Source organism: Microbacterium salsuginis (assembly GCF_012524205.1).
Taxonomy (GTDB): Bacteria; Actinomycetota; Actinomycetes; order Actinomycetales; family Microbacteriaceae; genus Microbacterium; species Microbacterium salsuginis.
Genome location: NZ_JABACI010000006.1, coordinates 208707 through 228749 on the forward strand (window position 1 = coordinate 208707; position 20043 = coordinate 228749).

General features: G+C 70.5%; 18 protein-coding genes. 11 read left to right on the plus strand and 7 right to left on the minus strand.

The genetic code is table 11. The annotated features are described in order from the left end of the window. Positions 1–30: 30 nt before the first annotated feature. The gene (locus HF576_RS19715) at positions 31–1029 is read left to right on the plus strand and encodes an EamA family transporter (RefSeq protein WP_168914541.1); all 999 of its coding nucleotides are present in this window, start codon (positions 31–33) and stop codon (positions 1027–1029) included. Positions 1030–1060: 31 nt separating this feature from the next. On the opposite strand, the gene HF576_RS19720 is transcribed toward HF576_RS19715, so the two are convergent. Next, positions 1061–1534: an Lrp/AsnC family transcriptional regulator gene (locus HF576_RS19720; protein ID WP_168914542.1), complete on the minus strand. Its 474-nt coding sequence runs from the start codon at positions 1532–1534 to the stop codon at positions 1061–1063. Between the two features lie 165 nt (positions 1535–1699). On the opposite strand from HF576_RS19720, the gene pdhA reads away from it, so the two are divergent. From pdhA to HF576_RS19735, 3 genes are read left to right on the plus strand one after another with little or no spacing between them, the layout of a single operon-like run. Continuing rightward, positions 1700–2851, plus strand: coding sequence for a pyruvate dehydrogenase (acetyl-transferring) E1 component subunit alpha (pdhA, locus tag HF576_RS19725; protein ID WP_168914543.1), 1152 nt, complete (start codon positions 1700–1702; stop codon positions 2849–2851). Beyond that, complete coding sequence (locus HF576_RS19730) at positions 2848–3861, plus strand: alpha-ketoacid dehydrogenase subunit beta (protein ID WP_168914544.1); 1014 nt, start codon at positions 2848–2850, stop codon at positions 3859–3861. Before pdhA ends, HF576_RS19730 begins: the two co-directional genes overlap by 4 nt. Before the next feature lie 2 nt (positions 3862–3863). Beyond that, complete coding sequence (locus tag HF576_RS19735) at positions 3864–5273, plus strand: dihydrolipoamide acetyltransferase family protein (protein ID WP_168914545.1); 1410 nt, start codon at positions 3864–3866, stop codon at positions 5271–5273. A gap of 7 nt (positions 5274–5280) precedes the next feature. Here HF576_RS19735 and HF576_RS19740 read toward each other — a convergent pair whose 3' ends face one another. Together HF576_RS19740 and HF576_RS19745 are read right to left on the minus strand one after the other, a co-directional pair. Beyond that, positions 5281–7101, minus strand: coding sequence for an alkaline phosphatase family protein (locus HF576_RS19740; protein ID WP_168914546.1), 1821 nt, complete (start codon positions 7099–7101; stop codon positions 5281–5283). A 30-nt stretch (positions 7102–7131) separates the two neighbouring features. After that, positions 7132–7728, minus strand: coding sequence for an SACE_7040 family transcriptional regulator (locus HF576_RS19745; protein ID WP_168914608.1), 597 nt, complete (start codon positions 7726–7728; stop codon positions 7132–7134). Between the two features lie 150 nt (positions 7729–7878). Here HF576_RS19745 and HF576_RS19750 point away from each other — a divergent pair, with 150 nt between their 5' ends. Genes HF576_RS19750 through HF576_RS19770 form a run of 5 tightly spaced genes read left to right on the plus strand, consistent with a single transcriptional unit; the run spans position 7879 to position 14090 of the window. Further along, the gene (locus HF576_RS19750; protein WP_168914547.1) at positions 7879–9483 is read left to right on the plus strand and encodes a carboxyl transferase domain-containing protein; all 1605 of its coding nucleotides are present in this window, start codon (positions 7879–7881) and stop codon (positions 9481–9483) included. Positions 9484–9488: 5 nt separating this feature from the next. Next, positions 9489–11570 (plus strand): ATP-binding protein, encoded by a 2082-nt coding sequence (locus HF576_RS19755; protein WP_168914548.1) that lies wholly within the window; start codon positions 9489–9491, stop codon positions 11568–11570. Between the two features lie 15 nt (positions 11571–11585). After that, positions 11586–12755 (plus strand): acyl-CoA dehydrogenase family protein, encoded by a 1170-nt coding sequence (locus tag HF576_RS19760; protein ID WP_168914549.1) that lies wholly within the window; start codon positions 11586–11588, stop codon positions 12753–12755. A 16-nt stretch (positions 12756–12771) separates the two neighbouring features. Continuing rightward, on the plus strand, positions 12772–13284 hold the full coding sequence (locus tag HF576_RS19765) for a MaoC/PaaZ C-terminal domain-containing protein (protein ID WP_168914550.1): 513 nt from the start codon (positions 12772–12774) through the stop codon (positions 13282–13284). Then, the gene (locus tag HF576_RS19770) at positions 13281–14090 is read left to right on the plus strand and encodes an HpcH/HpaI aldolase/citrate lyase family protein (RefSeq protein WP_168914551.1); all 810 of its coding nucleotides are present in this window, start codon (positions 13281–13283) and stop codon (positions 14088–14090) included. The genes HF576_RS19765 and HF576_RS19770 overlap by 4 nt, the downstream gene beginning before the upstream one ends. A gap of 5 nt (positions 14091–14095) precedes the next feature. Here the strand turns inward: HF576_RS19770 and HF576_RS19775 are convergent, their stop codons facing one another. Next, the gene (locus HF576_RS19775; RefSeq protein WP_168914552.1) at positions 14096–14698 is read right to left on the minus strand and encodes a histidine phosphatase family protein; all 603 of its coding nucleotides are present in this window, start codon (positions 14696–14698) and stop codon (positions 14096–14098) included. Positions 14699–14735: 37 nt separating this feature from the next. Continuing rightward, positions 14736–15593 carry a Sir2 family NAD-dependent protein deacetylase gene (locus HF576_RS19780; RefSeq protein WP_425523026.1) on the minus strand — a complete coding sequence of 286 codons (858 nt, stop codon included), beginning with the start codon at positions 15591–15593 and terminating at the stop codon, positions 14736–14738. A 72-nt stretch (positions 15594–15665) separates the two neighbouring features. Here HF576_RS19780 and HF576_RS19785 point away from each other — a divergent pair, with 72 nt between their 5' ends. Then, a complete protein-coding gene (locus tag HF576_RS19785) occupies positions 15666–16469 on the plus strand; it encodes a TrmH family RNA methyltransferase (RefSeq protein WP_168914553.1) in 804 nt (267 codons plus the stop codon). A 31-nt stretch (positions 16470–16500) separates the two neighbouring features. Here the strand turns inward: HF576_RS19785 and HF576_RS19790 are convergent, their stop codons facing one another. Then, on the minus strand, positions 16501–17190 hold the full coding sequence (locus HF576_RS19790) for an SDR family oxidoreductase (protein WP_168914554.1): 690 nt from the start codon (positions 17188–17190) through the stop codon (positions 16501–16503). Positions 17191–17193: 3 nt separating this feature from the next. Continuing rightward, entirely contained in the window at positions 17194–18063 is an 870-nt protein-coding gene (locus HF576_RS19795; RefSeq protein WP_168914555.1) for an SGNH/GDSL hydrolase family protein, read from the minus strand. A 107-nt stretch (positions 18064–18170) separates the two neighbouring features. On the opposite strand from HF576_RS19795, the gene HF576_RS19800 reads away from it, so the two are divergent. Then, positions 18171–20027, plus strand: a complete 1857-nt coding sequence (locus HF576_RS19800; RefSeq protein ID WP_168914556.1) for a DEAD/DEAH box helicase family protein — start codon at positions 18171–18173, stop codon at positions 20025–20027. The last annotated feature ends 16 nt before the right edge of the window (positions 20028–20043 follow it).

A 20043-nucleotide genomic window follows, 5' to 3' on the forward strand; every position in this document is an offset into this window, starting at 1 on the left:
TTGTTCACTCCTGACAGCCGGATGCCGCCCATGACCGCCTCCACCGCGTCCCTTCCCATCATCGGCCCGGTTCGCGCATCCGCGCCGGCGCGGCAGCGCACCACGGGTCTCGTGCTCGCGGTGGCCTCCGCTCTCGCATTCTCATCGAGCGGGCCGTTCGTCAAACCGCTGCTCGAGGCGGGGTGGTCGCTCGGCGCGGCTCTGCTGGTGCGCATGGGGGTCGCCGGCCTCGTGCTGTCGCCGGCCCTCTTCCTCGCCATGCGCCGCCAGCGCGGATTCCTCCGCCGGCACTGGCGGCTGATCGTCGCGTTCGGACTCATGCCCGTGCTCGGGTGCCAGCTCTTCTTCTTCTCGGCGATGCAGCGGATGCCGGTGGCTGTCGCGCTGCTCATCCAGTACCTCGCGCCGGTCATGCTGGTGGTGTTCGTGTGGCTGCGGACGCGACGGGCCCCGTCGGCACTCGTGCTGTGCGGATCGGCGGTCGCGATCGCGGGGCTGGTGCTGGTCGTCGACATCTCCGGCGCGTCGTTCGACCTGCTCGGCACGCTGTTCGCGTTGGCCGCAGCGGTGTGCGTCTGTGCGTACTTCCTGATCTCGGAGCGCGCAGGCGACGATCTGCCGCCGCTCGCCCTCGCCGCGAGCGGGCTGCTCACCGGCGCCGCCGTCATCGGGGTGCTGAGCCTCGTGGGCGTGATGCCGTTCCACGCGCCCGACGTCAGTGTCGTGCTGGCGGGCACGGCGATGCCGTGGTGGGTGCCGCTGCTGTGGGTCGCGGCGATCGCGACGACGCTGGGCTATGCGCTCGGGGTGATGGCGGTGCCGCGCATCGGCTCCCGCGTCGCGTCGTTCGTCGGCTTGTCGGAGGTCCTGTTCGCGCTGGGCTTCGCCTGGGTCTTCCTCGCCGAGGTTCCGGCGCCCATCCAGTTCGTCGGCGGTGCGCTGATCCTCGCCGGAGTCGTCCTGGTGAAGGTCGACGACCTGCGATCCCATCCGGCTGCGCCTGCCGCGGCATCCGTCCCCCTGCCTTAGCCGGCGGCGTCGCCCTTGCTCCAGCGGGCGACTACGGCTCCCGGCGAGCGAGCTCCATGAGCGGTGTGACGCGGTGGGGGATGACCTCGCCCATGACAAGCGAGGTCTCGGTACGTTCGACGCCTTCGATCGCGAGAATGCGGGCATCGGTGTCGAACAGGTGCTGCGTGTCGCGGCAAGCCACGCGCACCAGCAGATCGACCTGGCCGGACAGTCCGTGCGCCTGAACGACCTCGGGTACACGGGCGAGTTCATCGGCGATGCGCGGAAGCTCGGCCTGCCGCACGATGACGCTGATGAAGGCCTCGATCGGGAAGCCGAGCGAGGCGGACGAGATGGCTCGCTCGTACGACAGGAACACGCCGGAGCGCTCCAGGCGGGCCATGCGCGCCTGGACGGTATTGCGCGACAGACCCAGACGCTCGGCGAGCGCGACGACCGTCGCACGCGGGTCGGCGGAGAGCGCTGCCAGCAGCTCCAGGTCGACGTGATCGAGAGCACCCATAGTGCGAAACGTTAGCACGGCTCAGGCGTGCATTAGTTGTCAACATGCTCAAAGACGTGGCGAATGCTTGAGCCATGTGCGACGCCGACGTACCCTCGGGCTTAACCGGTGACGACGCCGGGCACACCACGCGGCTCCTCACGAGGGAGCCTCGCACGAGGAGTGATGACGATGACGCACACCCTGACTCCGACAGCCGACCTCGCCACCGACATCGACGATGTCGCGCGCCTGCTGACGCCCGATGGCAGACGCCTCGCCGATCCCGAACTCGACCGCTGGGTGACGGATGTCGACGCCGCGGCGCTGCGCGACCTGTATCGCGACATGATGCTCGTGCGCCGTATCGACACCGAGGGCGTGGCCCTCCAGCGTCAGGGACAGCTCGCGCTGTGGCCGCCCTGCCAGGGGCAGGAGGCCACCCAGATCGGCACCGCCCGCGCGATGCGCGCGGACGACTTCGCGTTCCCGAGCTACCGCGAGACGGGCGTGGTCTACGCCCGAGGGGCTGCGCCTGCCGACTTCGTGCTGGCCTGGCGCGGGGAAGAGCACTCCACGTACGACCCGTACGAGCTGAACGCCGCGACGCAGCAGATCATCATCGGCGCCCAGACGCTCCACGCCGTCGGCTACGCGATGGGCATCCAGCGGGACGGCACCGATCAGGCCTCCGTCGCCTACTTCGGTGACGGCGCGTCCAGCCAGGGCGATGTCAACGAGGCGATGGTCTTCGCGTCGTCGTTCGGCGCCCCCGTCGTGTTCGTGTGCACCAACAACCACTGGGCGATCTCGGAGCCCGTGAGCGTGCAGGCGAAGTTCCCGATCGCCGGCCGCGCGCCGGGCTTCGGGATCCCCAGCCTCCGGGTCGACGGCAACGATGTGCTGGCGTGCCTCGCAGCGATGCGCTGGGCGCTCGACCACGCCCGGCGCGGTGCGGGCCCGGTCTTCATCGAAGCAGTGACCTACCGCATGGGTCCGCACACCACGTCGGACGACCCCACGCGCTACCGCGACAAGGACGAGGTCGAGAGCTGGCGGCGGCGCGATCCGATCGCGCGCGTCGAGGCGCTGCTGCGCTCGATGGGGGAGTTCGACGACGAATTCGCCGCGCGTGTCGCCGCTGACGCGGACGCGCTCGCTGCCGACGTGCGCGAGGCCGCGATGAGCGCCGTCACGAGCGACCCGATCACGGTGCTGGACGACGTGTACGCCGAGCCGCACTCCGGGCTGGAGGAGCAGCGCGCGTGGTACTCGGCCTACCTCGCGGGCTTCGCCGACGCCGAGTCGGCCACGGCAGCGGAGGGGGTTGGACGATGACTCAGCTCACGATGGCGAAGGCCATCAACGAGGGCCTCCGTCGTGCCATGGCCGACGACCCCAAGGTGCTCATGATGGGCGAGGACATCGGCAAGCTCGGCGGCGTGTTCCGCGTCACCGACGGCCTGCTCGACCAGTTCGGCGCGCAGCGCGTGATCGACACCCCCCTCGCCGAGGCGGGGATCGTCGGCACTGCCGTCGGCCTCGCGTTCCGCGGCTACCGTCCGGTGGTCGAGATCCAGTTCGACGGCTTCGTCTATCCCGCCTTCGACCAGATCGTGTGCCAGGTGGCGAAATTGCACTACCGCACGCGCGGCAACGTCAAGATGCCGATCACGATCCGGATCCCGTGGGCCGGCGGCGTGGGCGCCGCGGAGCATCACTCCGAGTCGCCCGAGGCGTATTTCGTCCACACCTCGGGGCTGCGGGTCGTGGCGGTGTCGAACCCGCAGGACGCCTATGTGGCGCTGCGGCAGGCGATCGCCTCGGACGATCCGGTGATCTACTTCGAGCCGAAGCGGCTCTACCACACCAAGGGCGAGGTCGATCTGGACCTGCAGCTCGCCGACGCCGCGCCGATGGGGCTGGCACGAGTGGTGCGCGAGGGGAGCGATGTGACGCTCCTCACCTACGGCTCTCAGGTATCGGTCGCGCTCGACGCGGCCACCGCCGCGGAGGACGACGGCGTCTCGATCGAGGTCGTCGACCTTCGCTCGCTGTCGCCCGTGGACTACCGCACCGTGACGGCATCGGTCCGCAAGACGGGCCGCGTCGTGGTCACGCATGAGGCCGCCCGCGAGGCGGGCGTGGGCGCAGAACTCGTCGCGAGCGTGACCGAGCGCTGCTTCCACTACCTCGAAGCTCCGCCGCAGCGGGTGACGGGGCACGACATCCCGTACCCGCCCGCGAAGCTCGAGAGGCACCACCTGCCCGACATCGACCGCATCCTCGATGCCGTCGATCGCGTGATGGACCGGCCCAACAGCCTGTCCGGACTTGTGGAGGCGTGAGCATGGCGCAGGACTTCCGGCTCCCCGATCTCGGCGAGGGTCTTCCCGAGGCCGAGCTCGTGCAGTGGCTCGTCGCCGAGGGCGACACCGTGGCGCTGAACCAGACCATCGCCGAGGTCGAGACGGCTAAGGCCGTCGTCGAGCTCCCCTCACCGCACGCCGGCATCGTGACGAAGCTGCATGCGGCCGCCGGCGACGTCATCACCGTCGGGTCGGTGCTCATCTCTTTCGACACGGGAGAAGCGGATGCCGCGGCCCCCGCCGCCGCCGCGCCGCATGCCGCTGCGGCCGAGCCGGTCGCCGCGGCCGCGCAGGCGTCGGCGGAGTCCCAGGTCGCCGCCGAGACGACGGCGGCCGAGCCGAACCTCGTCGGCTATGGAGCGGCGCCGCGCAACGGTGACCGTCCGAAGCGCCGCGCACGCTCGACGGGCACGCGGGCGGTCGCATCCGACACCGCCGTGCTCGAGGCCGCGCCGCACGATGCCATCCAGCTCGGCGATATCGCCGACCGGCCGATCGAGCGTCCCCGTTCGACCCCGCCGGTTCGCAAGCTCGCGAAGCAGCTGGGTGTCGATCTCGCTCTGGTGGAGGCGACCGGCGCGACCGGCATCATCACGCGCGCCGATGTCGAGGCGTACGCCGCCCGGGTGGGTACCGCCGGCGCATCAACGGCGGTGGCGCCCGTCGCTGCGCCGCCCGAACGCTCGGAGGACCGCGTCACCCGCACCCCGATCAGGGGCGTGCGCCGCGCGACGGCCGAGGCCATGGTCCGCAGTGCCTTCACGGCTCCGCACGTGACGACGTTCCTCACCGTCGATGTCACGGCCACGAGCGAGCTGCTGGCGTCGCTCAAGGCGGACAGATCGCTTCAGGAGCATCGCATCGGCATCCTCGCGGTCGCCGCGAAGGCAGTGTGCCTCGCCCTCGCGCGGCACCCCGGGCTGAATTCGCGGTGGGACGACGACGCCGGTGAGATCGTCGAGCACCACTACGTCAACCTCGGGATCGCGGCGGCGACCGGTCGCGGCCTCGTGGTGCCGAACATCCCCGACGCGCACGAGCTCACGCTGGTCGGGCTGGCCGATGCGATCCGGTCACTCGCCGAGATCGCGAGGGCCGGCAAGACGGCGCCGGGAGACATGAGAGGCGGCACCTTCTCGATCACGAACGTCGGGGTCTTCGGCGTCGACGCGGGCACGCCCATCATCAATCCGGGAGAGGCGGGCATCCTGGCGCTCGGAGCGGTTCGCCGGCAGCCGTGGGAGCACCGCGGCGAGATCGCCTTGCGCGATGTCATGACCCTCGCGCTGTCGTTCGATCACCGACTCGTCGACGGCGAGCAGGGCTCGCGGTTCCTCGCCGAGGTCGCCGACATCCTGCGAGAGCCCGGCCGGGCGATGCTGCTGCGCTGAGGACGGCTCAGTCGATCTTGGGGTAGAACAGCCCGAGCCCGTGCGCCTGGAGCACGTCGTACGCCTCGGCGTAGGTGGTCGGCTCGGGCGCGCCCGCCGGGCCGTAGCGCGCCAGCAGCAGGCCGAGCAGTCCTCGTCCCGGAGGACTGAGCGGCTTGCTCTTGTGGGCGCCCTGGGTGAGGTCGATGTGCTGGTCCTCGTGCGGGTTGGGCGGCACGTACATCGGGTGCACGACCGGCCAGGTCGCCGGATCCCGCGGCGTGTCGAGGTTGACCACCGAGAAGAGGTCGCCGGCATCGGCATCACGCCGGGTGAGCGGTCGCAGACCGTGGAGCCTGGTGAGCGTCGCAATGACGGCCGCGTGGTGGAGTTCGTCGTGCACGATCGTGCCTGCCCGCGTGTAGGCCGAGACGGCGATCGCGGGCACCCGGACTCCCAGCCGGTCGAACGTGAAGCCCATCTCGCCCGGCTCGTCGCCCGCGACGGGCGGCGTCGCCGAGGGCGGTGGCACATGGTCGTAGGTGCCCCCGTGCTCGTCGAACGTGATGAGCAGCAGCGTGTTCATCGCGTTCGAGCCGTCCGGCGTTGCGCTGTCCTTGACGGCGTTGTAGACGTCGGCGACGAGCTTCTCGCCGGCGCGCACGTCCGACACGGCCGAATCGAGCACCAGCTTGCCGTCGACGTCGCTCTCGCGGAAGACGCCGAACGGGGGATGGAAGTCGTTGTGGTTGTAGACCATGCGCGGCTCGATGAACGCGTAGGCGGGCAGGCGACCCGCCGCGGCATCCTCGAAGAACTCCGACATGTGGCCGAACCGGCTCGTGCGCCAGTGCTCCTGGAGCACGGGGGCATGCATCATCCCCGTCATGGAGACGAGCTGCTGCTCGTCGAAATAGATCTTCCACGAGATCCCGGCTTCTTCGAGGCGATTGAAGATCGTGGGCGTCGTGGGCGCGTCCAGCCACTTGTCGTAGCCGCCGCCGTGCTTGTTGGTGACGTAGCCGTGCGACGTCGACGCATGGAAGAAGGACCGGTTGCAGTAGGTCTGCGAGGGAACGGCGGCGAACCACGCGTCGAACACCGCGAAGCCCTTCGCGAGCGTGGACAGCACCGGGAGTTGCTCAGGGGAGAAGCCGCCCATGATGTGCGAGAGCTCGTCGATCGTCGGCTTCTTCCCGTGCCGCTCGATGTTGTTGGCGTAGTCGCGCACGAAGCCGTCCATGGTGGGCTTCGTGCCCGGCGCCGGCGCGTTGAACGGCGCCGTCATGTCTCCCACCTGGCTGGTCGCGTTGGAGGCCGGTGCGACCGTGCCGAACAGCTGGGTGTTGACGTGCGGGTACTCCTCGCCGGGATCCGGGTTCGGTCGTCCCATGACCTCGTCCGTCGGACCGCTGTACGTGTGGGCCCGGATGCGCTCGCCGGAGGGGGCGGCATTCGCATAGTCGCCGAACGCCAGTCCGTCGAAGGTCTGGCCGTCGGGCACCGTCTCGGGCGTGTACAACCACCCGAGGAGGTTGTCGAACGAGCGGTTCTCGCCCATGATCACCACGACGTGATCGAACCCGGGCTCGGATCGCGCCGCAACGGCCTCGAGATCGAGGGAGCCCTCGCGGTAGCCGAGCGTATGCCCGATGGAGGCTCCGGCCACCGCCCCCACGCCTCCGCCCACGACGAGTCCGGCTGCGGCGAGCCCGCCGAGCTTGAGGAAGTCGCGGCGAGAGCTGAGGTCGCCGCCTTCGTCGCCGTCCGGGCGCGAGTCCGGAGGCGGCTGCAAGCGCTCGACGCGACCCGCCTCGTCTGCGTCGTCCTGGTGACCGTCCCCCGACATGGTTCGTTCAGACTAGGGCAGGAAGGCGCATCATGCGGTGAGTGCGGCGCGCGCCATCGAATGCAGGATGCCTCGCACGTCCCGATCGGCCTGGTTCGAGCGCTGCGCACGCACGCTGTGCGGCGTGGAGTTGATGAGACCGAAGCACGCGTGCGCGCGCACGCGCAGCTCGTCGCCTTCGCGCTCGGGGTGCAGGGCTGCGAGGATGCCGATCCACACCTCGACGTACTCGCGCTGCAGTCGCCGCACGGTGTGCCGGTCATCGTCGCTGAGGCTCGCGAGGTCGCGGTCCTGCACGCGGATGACGTCGGCATCACGCAGTGCGAACTCGACGTGGAAGGCGATGAGCGCGTCGAGCCGTTCGCCGGCCGCCGTGTGCTCGGCGATCACCGCGTGGCCGCCCGCGAGCAGTCGTTCGCTGACCTCGATCAGGATCGCGCCGAGGAGCGCCTGCTTGTTCGCGAAGTGCCGGTACAGAGCCGGGCCGCTGATGCCGACGGCACCGCCGATGTCCTCCAGGCTCACGCCGCTGAAGCCGCGCTCGGCGAACAGCACGGCCGCCGCGTGGAGGATCGATGCGTGACGATCCGCCTTCGCCCGTTCCCGGTCCGTGACACCGCTTGTCATTCGTGCACTCCGCTTGTCCTCGAGGCTTGTCATTTCAGTTAAGGCTCGCTAACCTAGCCTTCAGTTAGTGAACACTAACCAATCGAATCGCATCGGGACAACAGGTGTGATCCGATCGTGACGTCGATGGAGATGCGCGAGGAAGGCGACATGAGCGTGCTGACCACCGCAGCAGTCCGCGACGCCGTGTTCGAGCGGACGCTCGAGGCGCAGCGGACTCTCGCCGAGCAGCTGCGTACGCGGCTGGCGGAGGCATCCCTCGGCGGCCCCGCCGCCTCACGCGACCGGCACGTTTCGCGCGGCAAGCTGCTGCCCAGGGACCGCGTCACGCGGCTGCTCGACGAGGGCAGCCCGTTCATCGAGGTCGCACCGCTCGCCGCCGAGGGATTGTACGGGGGAGAGGCCCCCGCGGCCGGCGTGATCGCGGGGATCGGGCTCGTGCACGGCCGGCAGGTGATGGTGGTGTGCAACGACGCGACCGTCAAGGGGGGCACGTACTTTCCGCTGACGGTGAAGAAGCATCTGCGCGCGCAGGAGATCGCGTTCGAGAACAGGCTGCCGTGCGTCTATCTGGTCGACTCGGGCGGCGCGTTCCTGCCCAAGCAGGACGAGGTCTTCCCCGACCGCGACCACTTCGGTCGCATCTTCTTCAACCAGGCGCGGCTCTCCGCAGCCGGCATCCCGCAGATCGCAGCCGTGATGGGCTCGTGCACCGCCGGCGGCGCGTATGTGCCCGCGATGAGCGACGAGACCGTCATCGTGCGGGATCAGGGCACGATCTTCCTGGGCGGCCCGCCTCTGGTGAAGGCAGCGATCGGCGAAGTCGTGACAGCCGAAGAGCTCGGCGGGGGAGAGCTTCACGCCCGCCGCTCCGGCGTCGTCGACCACCTCGCGGAGGATGACGAGCATGCGCTCGAGATCGTTCGCGACATCGTGGCGACCTTCCCGCCACCGGCGCCGCCCGCCTGGGAGGTCGTGCCGGGCATCCCGCCCGCCGTCGACCCGTCGGATCTCTACGGCGTGGTGCCGGTGGACGTCAACCAGCCGTACGACGTGCGCGAGGTGATCGCCCGCCTCGTCGACGGCAGCGAGTTCCACGAGTTCAAGCGCGAATACGGCGAGACGCTGGTGACAGGTTTCGCTCGACTTCACGGCCATCCGATCGGGATCGTGGCCAACAACGGCGTCTTGTTCAGCGAGTCCGCGCAGAAGGGCGCCCACTTCATCGAGCTGTGCGATCAGCGAGGCGTGCCACTGCTCTTCCTGCAGAACATCTCGGGCTTCATGGTCGGCCGGGATGCCGAGGCCGGCGGCATCGCCAAGGACGGCGCGAAGATGGTCACCGCGGTCGCCACCACGAGGGTGCCCAAGCTCACGGTCGTGATCGGCGGATCCTTCGGCGCCGGGAATTACTCGATGTGCGGCCGTGCGTACTCGCCCCGGTTCCTGTGGACGTGGCCCGCGAGCCGCATCTCTGTGATGGGCGGGATGCAGGCCGCCTCGGTCCTGTCCACGGTCAAGCGCGACCAGATCGAGGCTCGAGGCGACGAATGGTCGGCGGAGGAGCAGGCGGCCTTCGAGGAGCCGATCCGCGCACAGTACGAGGAGCAGGGCAACCCCTATTACGCGACAGCCCGCCTGTGGGACGACGGCGTCATCGATCCGCTCGACACCCGCGATCTGCTCGGGCTCGCGCTCGATGTGGTCTCGCGCACGCCCCTTCCCGAGCCCCGCTTCGGCCTCTTCCGGATGTGATGCCCATGTCAGATCACGCCCAGCCTGACCGGCTCTTCGACACGGTCCTGGTCGCCAACCGCGGAGAGATCGCGCGCCGGGTGATCCGTACGCTCCGTCGCCTCGGCATCCGTTCCGTCGCCGTCTACAGCGACGCCGACGCCGGCGCCCCGCACGTGCGCGAAGCCGATGTCGCCGTGCGCATCGGGCCCGCCCCAGCGACCGCCTCGTATCTGGACGTCGACGCCGTCGTCGCGGCGGCGCGCGAGAGCGGCGCCGACGCGGTTCATCCCGGATACGGCTTCCTTTCGGAGAACGTGGCATTCGCACGCGCGTGCGCCGATGCCGGCATCGTCTTCATCGGTCCCGGAGAACGCGCTCTCGAGATCATGGGCGACAAGATCCGCGCGAAGGATCATGTCGCCGCGCACGACGTGCCCACGGTGCCGGGGTTCAGCGCGGTCGGCATGACAGACGGAGAGATCGCGACCGCTGCCGAGGCCACCGGGTTCCCGCTGCTGGTCAAGCCGTCGGCGGGCGGCGGAGGCAAGGGCATGCAGATCGTACGCAGCGCCGCGGCACTGCCGGACGCCCTCGCCACGGCCCGGCGCGTGGCCGCGGCGGCCTTCGGCGATGACGCGCTGCTGCTGGAGCGGTTGATCGAGCGCCCGCGCCACATCGAGGTGCAGGTGCTCGCCGACGGCCACGGTCACGTGGTGCATCTCGGCGAGCGCGAGTGCACGCTGCAGCGCCGCCACCAGAAGGTGATCGAGGAGGCGCCGTCACCCGTCGTCGACGCCGTCACGCGTGAACGGCTGGGCGCGGCCGCGTGTGCGGCCGCAGCATCCGTCGACTATCGCGGGGCCGGCACCGTCGAGTTCCTCGTCGCCGCAAGCCGCCCGGACGAGTTCTTCTTCATCGAGATGAACACGCGCCTGCAGGTCGAGCACCCGGTGACCGAGCTGGTCGCGCGCGTCGCCGACGGCGAGAGCGTCGACCTCGTGGAACAGCAGCTGCGCATCGCGGCCGGACGGGAGCTGCCGTTCACGCAGAATCAGGTCCGGCTGGAAGGACACGCCATCGAGGCTCGGGTGTACGCCGAGACTCCGGAGCGCGGTTTCCTTCCGGCGGCGGGGGAGGTCCTGGCCTGGCGCGCCGGGCCGGAGGCACGAACCGACTCCGCGGTCGAGACGGGGTCCGTTGTCACGAGCGACTACGACCCGATGATCGCGAAGGTGATCGCGCACGGGGCCGACCGGGAGCACGCGTTGGACCGTCTGGATGCGGCGCTCGCGGGCACCGTGCTGCTGGGAGTGGAGTCCAACATCGCGTTCCTGCGGGCCCTGCTCGCCGACCCCGCGGTTCGCGCCGGCGAGCTCGACACCGGTCTGATCGATCGGCTGCCGCCGTTCGAGGCACCCGCGCCGAGCGAGGACGCACTCGCCGCTGCGGCGGGCGCCCGTCCTGCCGCGACGCCCGGACAAGCGGGTTCCCGAGCCGGCGCGGCGTGGGATCCGCTCCCCGGATGGCGACTGGGCGGACCCGCCGAACCTGCCACGGTGCTCCTCCTCGACGACGCCGACGCCCTGCTCGCGGTCCCGCTTCAGGTTTCGAATCGCGCACTTTTCACTTCTGAGGGCGAGATCGCTGCAAAGTGCGCGACTCGAAACGAAGGGGTGGCCGTCGCGGTCGACCGCGAGGGCGCCGTGTGGGTGCATGCCGAGGGTGCGACGCACCGGCTGCGCCCGCTCACGCGGCGCGAGGCCTTGCACCGCCGGCTCGCGGCACGAGAGCGCGCCGCGGCCGCCACCCACCCCGAGCTGCGTGCGCCGATGCCGGGCGCCGTCGTCGCCGTGCACGTGGCAGACGGCGACCGTGTCGCGGCCGGCGACAGGGTCGTCACGATCGAGGCGATGAAGATGGAGCACCCCGTGCTCGCGCCGCACGACGGCGTCGTCCGCGTGGACGTCGCACCCGGCGCACAAGTGCGACGCGATCAAGTGCTTGCACACGTCGCACCCGCCGCCGGGACCGATCCGGGCGGCCATTCCCCCGCCGACCATGCCCCCGCGGACACCGCCCACGAGGCATCCGCCCCCACCTCCTGACCCCTGAGGAGCATCATGGACGAATACGACCTGAACGACGACGAGCGCGAACTCGCCGGGATGGTGCGCGCGTTCGCCGACGAAGTCGTCGCGCCGCGCTCGTACGAGGCCGACCGAACGCACACGCTGCCGATGGACGTCGTGGCGCAGATGGGCGAGCTCGGGCTGTTCGGCCTGCCGTTCCCTGAGGAGTACGGCGGCCAGGGCGGCGACTACTTCGCGCTGTGCCTGGCGATCGAGGCGCTGGGACGTGTCGACCAGTCGATCGCGATCACGCTCGAGGCGGGCGTGAGCCTGGGGGCGATGCCCGTCTTCCGCTTCGGCACCGAGGAGCAGAAGCAGGAGCTGCTGCCGGATCTGCTCGCCGGACGCGCGCTCGCCGGCTTCGGCCTGACCGAGCCGGAGGCGGGATCGGATGCCGGAGCCACCCGTACCACCGCACGCCTGGTCGGTGGGGATTCAGGAGACGGCGGCGAATGGGTGATCAACGGCTCGAAGCAGTTCATCACCAACTCGGGCACGCCGATCACGCGGTTCGTCACCGTCACCGCCGTGACGGGTGAGAACGACGGGCGCAAGGAGATCTCGACGATCATCGTGCCCAACGGAACGCCGGGGTTCACCGTGGAGCCGGGGTACGACAAGGTCGGGTGGCGGGCCTCCGACACGCATCCGCTCACGTTCCTGGACGCACGCGTTCCCGCGGGCAACCTTCTCGGCGAGCGCGGCCGCGGGTTCGCGAGCTTCCTCCACATCCTCGACGAGGGACGCATCGCGATCGCGGCGCTGTCGACGGGCGCCGCGGAGGGCTGCCTCGAAGCGGCGGTCGACTACGCGGCGAAGCGGACCGTGTTCGGCGAGGCGCTCGCCACGCGCCAGGGCATCCAGTTCCTGCTCGCCCGCATGAAGCAGCGGGTGCACGTCTCGCGTCTCGCGTGGCATCACGCCGCCCGGCTGCGTGATGCCGGCAAGCCGTTCAAGACCGCCGCCGCGATCGCGAAGCTCACCGCGAGCGACGCGGCGATGGACAACGCCCGTGATGCCACCCAGGTGTTCGGCGGCAACGGCTTCATGAACGAATACTCCGTCGCGCGTCATTACCGGGACTCGAAGATCCTCGAGATCGGCGAAGGCACGAGTGAGGTGCAGCTGCTGGTCATCGCCCGGGCACTCGGGATCGCGTGAGGGTAGCGTGGCGACGGTGAGCGACGACAACAGTGCGGGCGAGAGCCCCGCGATCGTGCAACGAGGCCTGTACTACGACGAGCTCGAGATCGGCGCGCGCTATCAGCACCGTCCCGGCCGCACCGCGACCGAGGCCGACAACGTGCTGTTCTCGTCGCTCACGATGAACACGCAGGCGCTCCATCTGGATGCGGCGTTCTCGGCGACGCAGCCGTTCGGCGAGCGCCTCATGAACTCGATGTGGACGCTCGCGACGATGGTCGGGGCATCCGTCTCGCAGATCACCCAGGGCACGCTCGTCGCGCAGCTCGGCCTGTCCGACATCTCGTTCCCCGCGCCGCTGCTGCACGGCGACACCCTCTACACCGAGACGGAGGTCGTCGACAAGCGGCTCTCGGCCTCTCGCCCGGGTCAGGGGATCGTGACGCTGCGCCACACCGGGCGCAACCAGCGCGGCGAGACCGTCGCGGTCGCGACCCGCATCGCGCTCATGTGGTGCGCGCCGGGCGGAGAAGAGGGCCCGGCATGACCTTCGACATCGGACCCTCGCTGCTGTTCTGCCCCGCAGACCGCCCCGAGCGGTACCGCAAGGCGTTCGATCGCGCCGACGCAGTGATCCTCGACCTCGAAGACGCCGTCGCGCCCGGCGACATGACCGCCGCGCGGGGCCATCTGATCGAGTCCGAGCTCGATCCGGCGCGCGTGATCGTGCGGGTCAATCCCGCCGACTCCGATGCGTTCGTCGCCGATCTCGCGACGCTCTCGCAGACCGACTACCGCCGCATCATGCTGGCCAAGGCCGAGTCGCCCAAGCGAGTGGCACGGATCGATCAGCGCTTCGAGGTGATCGCGCTGTGTGAGACGGCGAAGGGTGTCGCGCAGGCCGACCGTCTGTCGGCGCTCGACAACGTCATCGCATTGATGTGGGGCGCCGAGGACCTCGTCGCCAGCCTCGGCGGCACATCGAGCCGCAAGGCGAACGGACGTTACCGCGACATCGCCCGCTATGCCCGCTCCCGGGTGCTGCTCGCCGCGGGCGCACGCGGCAAGGCGGCCATCGACGCGGTGCATCTCGACATCGACGACGTGAAGGGCTTGGCCACCGAGGCGGCGGATGCCGCGGCATCCGGATTCTCGGCGACCGCCTGCATCCACCCGAGCCAGGTGGCCGTCATCCGCGACGCGTATCGCCCCGACGACGCCTCGGTCGCGTGGGCGCGCAATGTGCTGGCGGCTGCCGAGGGCGAGCGCGGGGTGTTCTCGTTCGAGGGGCGCATGGTCGACGAACCGGTGCTGCGCCACGCGCGGAGCGTGCTCGAGCGCGCCGGGCGCTGACGGCGCTAGGCGACCAGTCCCGCGTACGCGACGAGCCGCAGATGGTCGCGCTCGTAGAAGAAGTCGTGCGCCGACCCGTTCGCCAGCCGCTCGCCCACGGGCGGCAGCTCGCCCGCTGTGGCGTGCCGCATGATCTCGCGGATGAAGGCGCCGTGGCTGACCACGATGAGGGTGGATGCCCGCGGCGCTGTCGCCCGGCGGTGGTCGCGCACGACGCGCCCGAGTGCGGCGATACCGCGTCGGCGCAGTTGCGGCCACGGCTCGGCGCCCGGCACCTCGGCGGAGTGCCAGTCGCCCCAGCGGCGACGGAACTCGTCGACGTCGAGGCCTTCCGCCTCGCCGTACGAGCGCTCACGCAGGCCGCGATACGTGCGAGGAGCCTCGAGGTCCAGGTCACCGGCGATGATCTCCGCCGTCTCGCGAGCGCGCGCCAGGTCGCTGGAGGCGATGGTCACGCCGGCCAGATCGAGGCGCTCACGCAGCGCGGAGGCGGCCTCATGAGCCTGAGCGCGTCCGGTGTCGTTGAGGGGGATGTCGGTCGCGCCCTGGATGCGCCGATCGCGATTCCAGTCGGTCTCGCCGTGGCGGATCAGGATGAGCGCGGTCACTCCACGAGCCTACCCGCGCGCGCCAGCCGGTCGGCGGTCAGGCCGACGGCGGAAGGGCGGATGCCAGGGCGCTGAGCACTTCGCTGGTGCCGGCGTCGATCTTCACGGTGGCGCGCGCATCCGCTCGGGTCATACCCCGGTTCACGATGACGACCGGCAGCTTGCGGCGCCGCGCCCGCTCGAGCAGCCGGATGCCGGAGTTGACGACGAGCGACGACCCGGCGATCACGAGACCCTCGCTGGTGTGCACGAGCTGCTCGGCCTCGCGGAACTTGCCGGCCGGAATGAACTCACCGAAGAAGACGACGTCGGGCTTGAGCATCCCGCCGCAGACGCTGCAGTCGGGGATGCGGAAGCCGTCGGTGCTCTCGGGCAGGACGTCGCCGTCGGGACCGAGCGGCACGTTCTCGGGGATGAGGATCCACGGGTTGTCGGCCTCGACGCGGGCCGCGAGATCGCGGCGGTCGAACACCTGGCCGCAGTGAGTGCAGAAGACGCGGCGCATCGTGCCGTGCAGCTCCACCACGCGTCGGCTGCCGGCGCGCACGTGCAGCCCGTCCACGTTCTGCGTGACCACACCCGTCGCGACGCCGGCCGCCTCGAGATCGGCGATCGCGCGATGGCCGGCGTTGGGCTCGGCGGCGGCGAAGGCGCGCCAGCCGAGGTGGCTGCCGACCCAGTAGCGGCGTCGGGCGGCCTCGTTCGTGAGGAACTGCTCCACCGTCATCGGGGTGCGCCGGGGCGCGCCGTTGCCGCGATAGTCGGGGATGCCGGAGTCGGTCGAGACGCCGGCGCCGGTGAGCAGCGCGATGCGGCGACCGGCGAGGGCGGCCACAGCCGCTGCGACGGCATCCGTCGTCGCGGCGTCGAAATCCGTGCCGATCGTCGTGGTCACACGTCACCCCCTCGAGTCGAGTGTAGGCGGCGTGGTTTTCGGGCAGGTTACGGACTCTGCGAGAGTGGTCGGGTGAGCATCGAGCGGGTCGATTCGGCGTCGGACGACCGATTGGCCGACTACCGCGACCTGACCGACGTCGCGCTGCGCCGGGTCCTCGAACCCGAGGGCGGCCTGTACATCGCAGAGTCCGCGAAGGTGATCGCGCGGGCGATCGCCGCCGGTCACCGCCCCCGGTCGGTGCTGGTGCAGGAGAAATGGCTGGACGAGATCCGGATGCTGGTGGCAGATCCCGCCGTGCCGGTCTTCGTCGTGACACCCGATGTGGCCGAAAGTCTGACCGGATACGCCGTGCACCGGGGCGCCCTCGCGTCGATGCATCGACCACAGCTGCCGTCGGTGGCCGACGTGGTCGCGGACGCGCGTCTGGTCGTCGTGCTGGAGGACATCGTCGATCACACCAATGTCGGAGCCATCTTCCGTGCGGCCGCTGGCCTGGGGGCCGATGCCGTGCTCGTGAGCCCGCGCTGCGCCGATCCGCTCTACCGTCGCAGCGTGCGGGTGAGCATGGGCACCGTGTTCCAGGTTCCATGGACGCGCCTGCCCGAGTGGGGCACGGCGCGGACGGAGCTTCATGACGCCGGGTTCCATCTGGCCGCGCTCGCGCTCAGCGACGACGCCGTCTCTCTCGACACCTTCGACGCGACGAGACCGGAGCGCGTGGCGCTGCTGCTCGGCGCCGAGGGGGACGGTCTCAGCCGTGCGGCGCTCGCTGCCGCCGACACGGTCGTCACGATCCCGATGGCCGGGGGAGTGGATTCGCTCAATGTCGCCGCTGCGAGCGCTGTCGCGCTGTGGCAGCTGCGCGCCCGCTGACTCCCGACCATCAGGCTGACCCGGACGGCGATCAGGCGCCGGGGCGCACCGTGAGCTCCGTCAGCTCGGCGTCCGGAGGCAGGTCGAGGGCGGCGAGGATCGTGGTCGCGACGGAGGCGGGGTCGATCCAGCGCGAAGCGTCATAGGCGGCGCCTTCCTGCTGATGCACCTTCTCCTGCATCGGCGTCGCGGTGCGGCCGGGGTAGACCGTGGTCACCCGGAGTCCATGAGGTCGTTCCTCCTGGCGCAGTGCGTCGGCGATGGCTCGCACGGCGAACTTGCTCGCACCGTAGGGACCCCAATCCGGGTGGACCCGCAGGCCGGCGCCCGAGTTCACGAACACGATGTGGCCGCGGGCGGCTCGGAGGGCGGGCAGCATCAGCCGGGTCAGCTCGGCGGGGGCGACGGCGTTCACGTCGAGCTGGTTCTGCCAGGTGGCGACGGAGGTCTCGGCGACCGGGCCCAGCTCGACGATGCCCGCGACGTGGACGAGCGAGTCCAGCCGGGACGGCAGCTCCTGATGGCCGAACGCCCAGGACAGTCGTGCAGGCGCGGCGAGGTCTCCCACGAGCGTCCGTGCGCCGCTGAACCGCTCACGCAGCTGCGACGCCCTGCCCGCGTCGCGTGCGAGCAGCCACAGCTCATCGCCTCGTGCGGCGAGCTTCTCAGTCAGAGCGGCGCCGATTCCCGAGCCGGCTCCTGTGATGAGGTGCGTCGCCACGGCTCAGGCACCGTCCTCGGCGGGCACCGCGTCGTCGAGGTCGACGCCGGGGGGCACGGCCAGCCTGACCGGGGCCGGGTCGGGACGCTTCGCCGAGACCGTGTCTCCCGAGGACTGATGCCGCAGGCGCCGCAGCACCCAGGGCACGAGGTGCTCGCGTGCCCACACGAGGTCGTTCGCGCGGGCTTCGCGCCACGTGCGGAAGGGGATGGGGTCGGGCTGCATCGGCTGCAGGTCGTTGCGGACGTTCAGCGCGCGCAGCACCATGCGCGCGACCTCGTGGTGCCCGAGGGTGTTGTAGTGCAGGCGGTCGTCGTCGAAGAAGCGCATGTCCTGCACCTCCTTGAGGGCCCACTGGTCGGCGACGATGCAGTCGTGCCGGTCGGCGATCGCCCGGATGTTCTCGTTGTAGATCGCGACCTTGCCCCGGATGCCGCGGAAGACGGGCGTGAAAGCCGTGTCGATGCCGGTGAACACCACGACGGTGGCGCCCCCCTGCGACAGGCGCACCACCGCGTCCTCGAACAGCTGGGCCACGGCGTCCGGATCCGAGCCGGGGCGGATGACGTCGTTTCCGCCGGCCGAGAAGGTGACGAGGTCGGGCTTGAGCGCGATCGCCGGCTCGACCTGCTGAGCCACGATCTGGCCGATGAGGCGGCCGCGGACCGCCAGGTTGGCATAGGCGAAGTCCTCGACCTGCTGCGACAGCACTTCGGCCACGCGATCGGCCCAGCCCCGCAATCCGTTGGGTGCCGTGGGATCGGGGTCGCCCACGCCCTCGGTGAACGAGTCCCCGATGGCGACGTAGCGCCGCCACGGGTGCGGGCCGGCGTTGGGGACGTACGGGGTGCGGTGATCTTCGCTGCTGCGCATCGGCATCTTCCTCGGCTCGTGACCGATGCCCAGGGTATCGCGGGCCGCATGTCGCCCGGTTCGTTTATCGTGGTGACTCGTTGTCCACGGGGGAGGTGTGCATTTCGGTGACCGACGAAGCCGTCCTCGACGCGCGCCACGGCGAACCCCATATCGGCAGCTTCGCCGCGGAGCATCTCTCGCCGACCTACCCTCAGCGCGCGCCGTGGGGCACGGCGCAGCGGCTGCGCGCGTGGCAGGCCGAGGCGCTCGACCTGTACTTCTCGCTGGACGGTCCCGACGGCGAAGGCGGAGGCCCGCGCGACTTCCTGGCCGCGGCCACTCCGGGCGCCGGCAAGACGACGTTCGCGCTGCGGCTGGCGAGCGAGCTGCTGCGACGCCGCATCATCGATCGCATCGTCGTCGTGGCGCCCACCGAACACTTGAAGACGCAGTGGGCGGATGCCGCGGCGCGCGTGTCGATCCGGCTCGATCCCGCCTTCAGCAACAGGCATGCGGCGCCCGCGCGGCAGTACCACGGTGTGGCCGTGACCTACGCGCAGGTCGCCGTGAAGGCATCCGTCCATCAGCGGCTGACGATGGACGCGCGCACGCTCGTGATCCTCGACGAGGTGCACCACGGCGGCGATGCGCTCAGCTGGGGCGACGCGCTGCGCGAGGCCTACAGCCGCGCCACGCGGCGCCTGCTGCTGTCGGGAACCCCGTTCCGCAGCGACACCGCACCCATCCCGTTCGTCGAGTACCACCCCGACCAGAAGGGCATCCGGGTCTCGCGCACCGACTACGCCTACGGCTACGGGCGGGCGCTCGAGGACGGCGTCGTGCGTCCCGTGATCTTCATGGTGTACGCCGGCCACATGCGCTGGCGCACCAAGACCGGCGACGAGATGGAGGCGCATCTCGGCCAGGACAACACGAAGGACATCACGTCGCAGGCCTGGCGAACCGCCCTCGATCCCGAGGGCGATTGGATCCCCGCCGTGCTGCGGTCGGCCGACCGGCGTCTGACCGAGGTGCGCGAGCACATTCCGGATGCCGGCGGGCTCGTGATCGCGACCGATCAGACCGCGGCGCGCGCCTATGCCGCGATCCTGCAGGGCATCACGGGCGAAGCGCCGACGGTGGTGCTCTCGGACGAAGCCGAGGCGTCCGGCCGCATCGAGGCGTTCTCGAACGCGACGAGCCGCTGGATGGTCGCCGTGCGCATGGTGTCCGAGGGTGTCGACGTGCCGCGCCTGGCGGTCGGCGTGTACGCCACGAGCGCATCGACCCCCCTCTTCTTCGCCCAGGCCATCGGGCGTTTCGTCCGAGCGCGCCGGCGCGGCGAGACGGCGAGCGTGTTCCTCCCGAACGTGCCGCAGCTGCTGGCCCTGGCGAACGAGATGGAGCGGCAGCGCAACCACGCGCTGGACCGCGACTCCGGCGACGACGAGTGGAACGCCGAAGAGGACCTCATGGACGCCGCCGAGCGCGAGGACAAGGCCTCCGACGCGCTCACCGAGGAGTTCGCCTATCAGGCGCTCGGCTCTCTCGCGCACTTCGACCGCGTGCTGTTCGACGGCAAGGAGTTCGGTCAGCTCGCGGTGCCCGGAACCCCCGAGGAGGAGGAGTTCCTCGGTCTGCCCGGGCTCCTCGAACCCGAACATGTGCACGAGCTGCTCATGCAGCGACAGGCGCGGCAGAGCCGGCACCGGCAGGTGCGCGAGGCACGCACCGCGCGCGAGGGTGAACAGGGGGAGGTGCCCGAGCACGCCGCACCGCCGCAGGCGTTGCATCGCACCCTCAAGGAGCAGCGTCAGCTGCTCAACAGCCTCGTCGGGTTGTATGCGCGGCAGTCCGGCGAGCCCCACGGACTGGTTCATGCCGAACTGCGCCGGATCTGCGGCGGACCCGCCGTCTCGCACGCGACCGTGGCGCAGCTGCAGGCGCGCATCGAGGTGCTGCGCAAGCGCGTGCACTCCTGAGGCCCGGGCAGGCAGC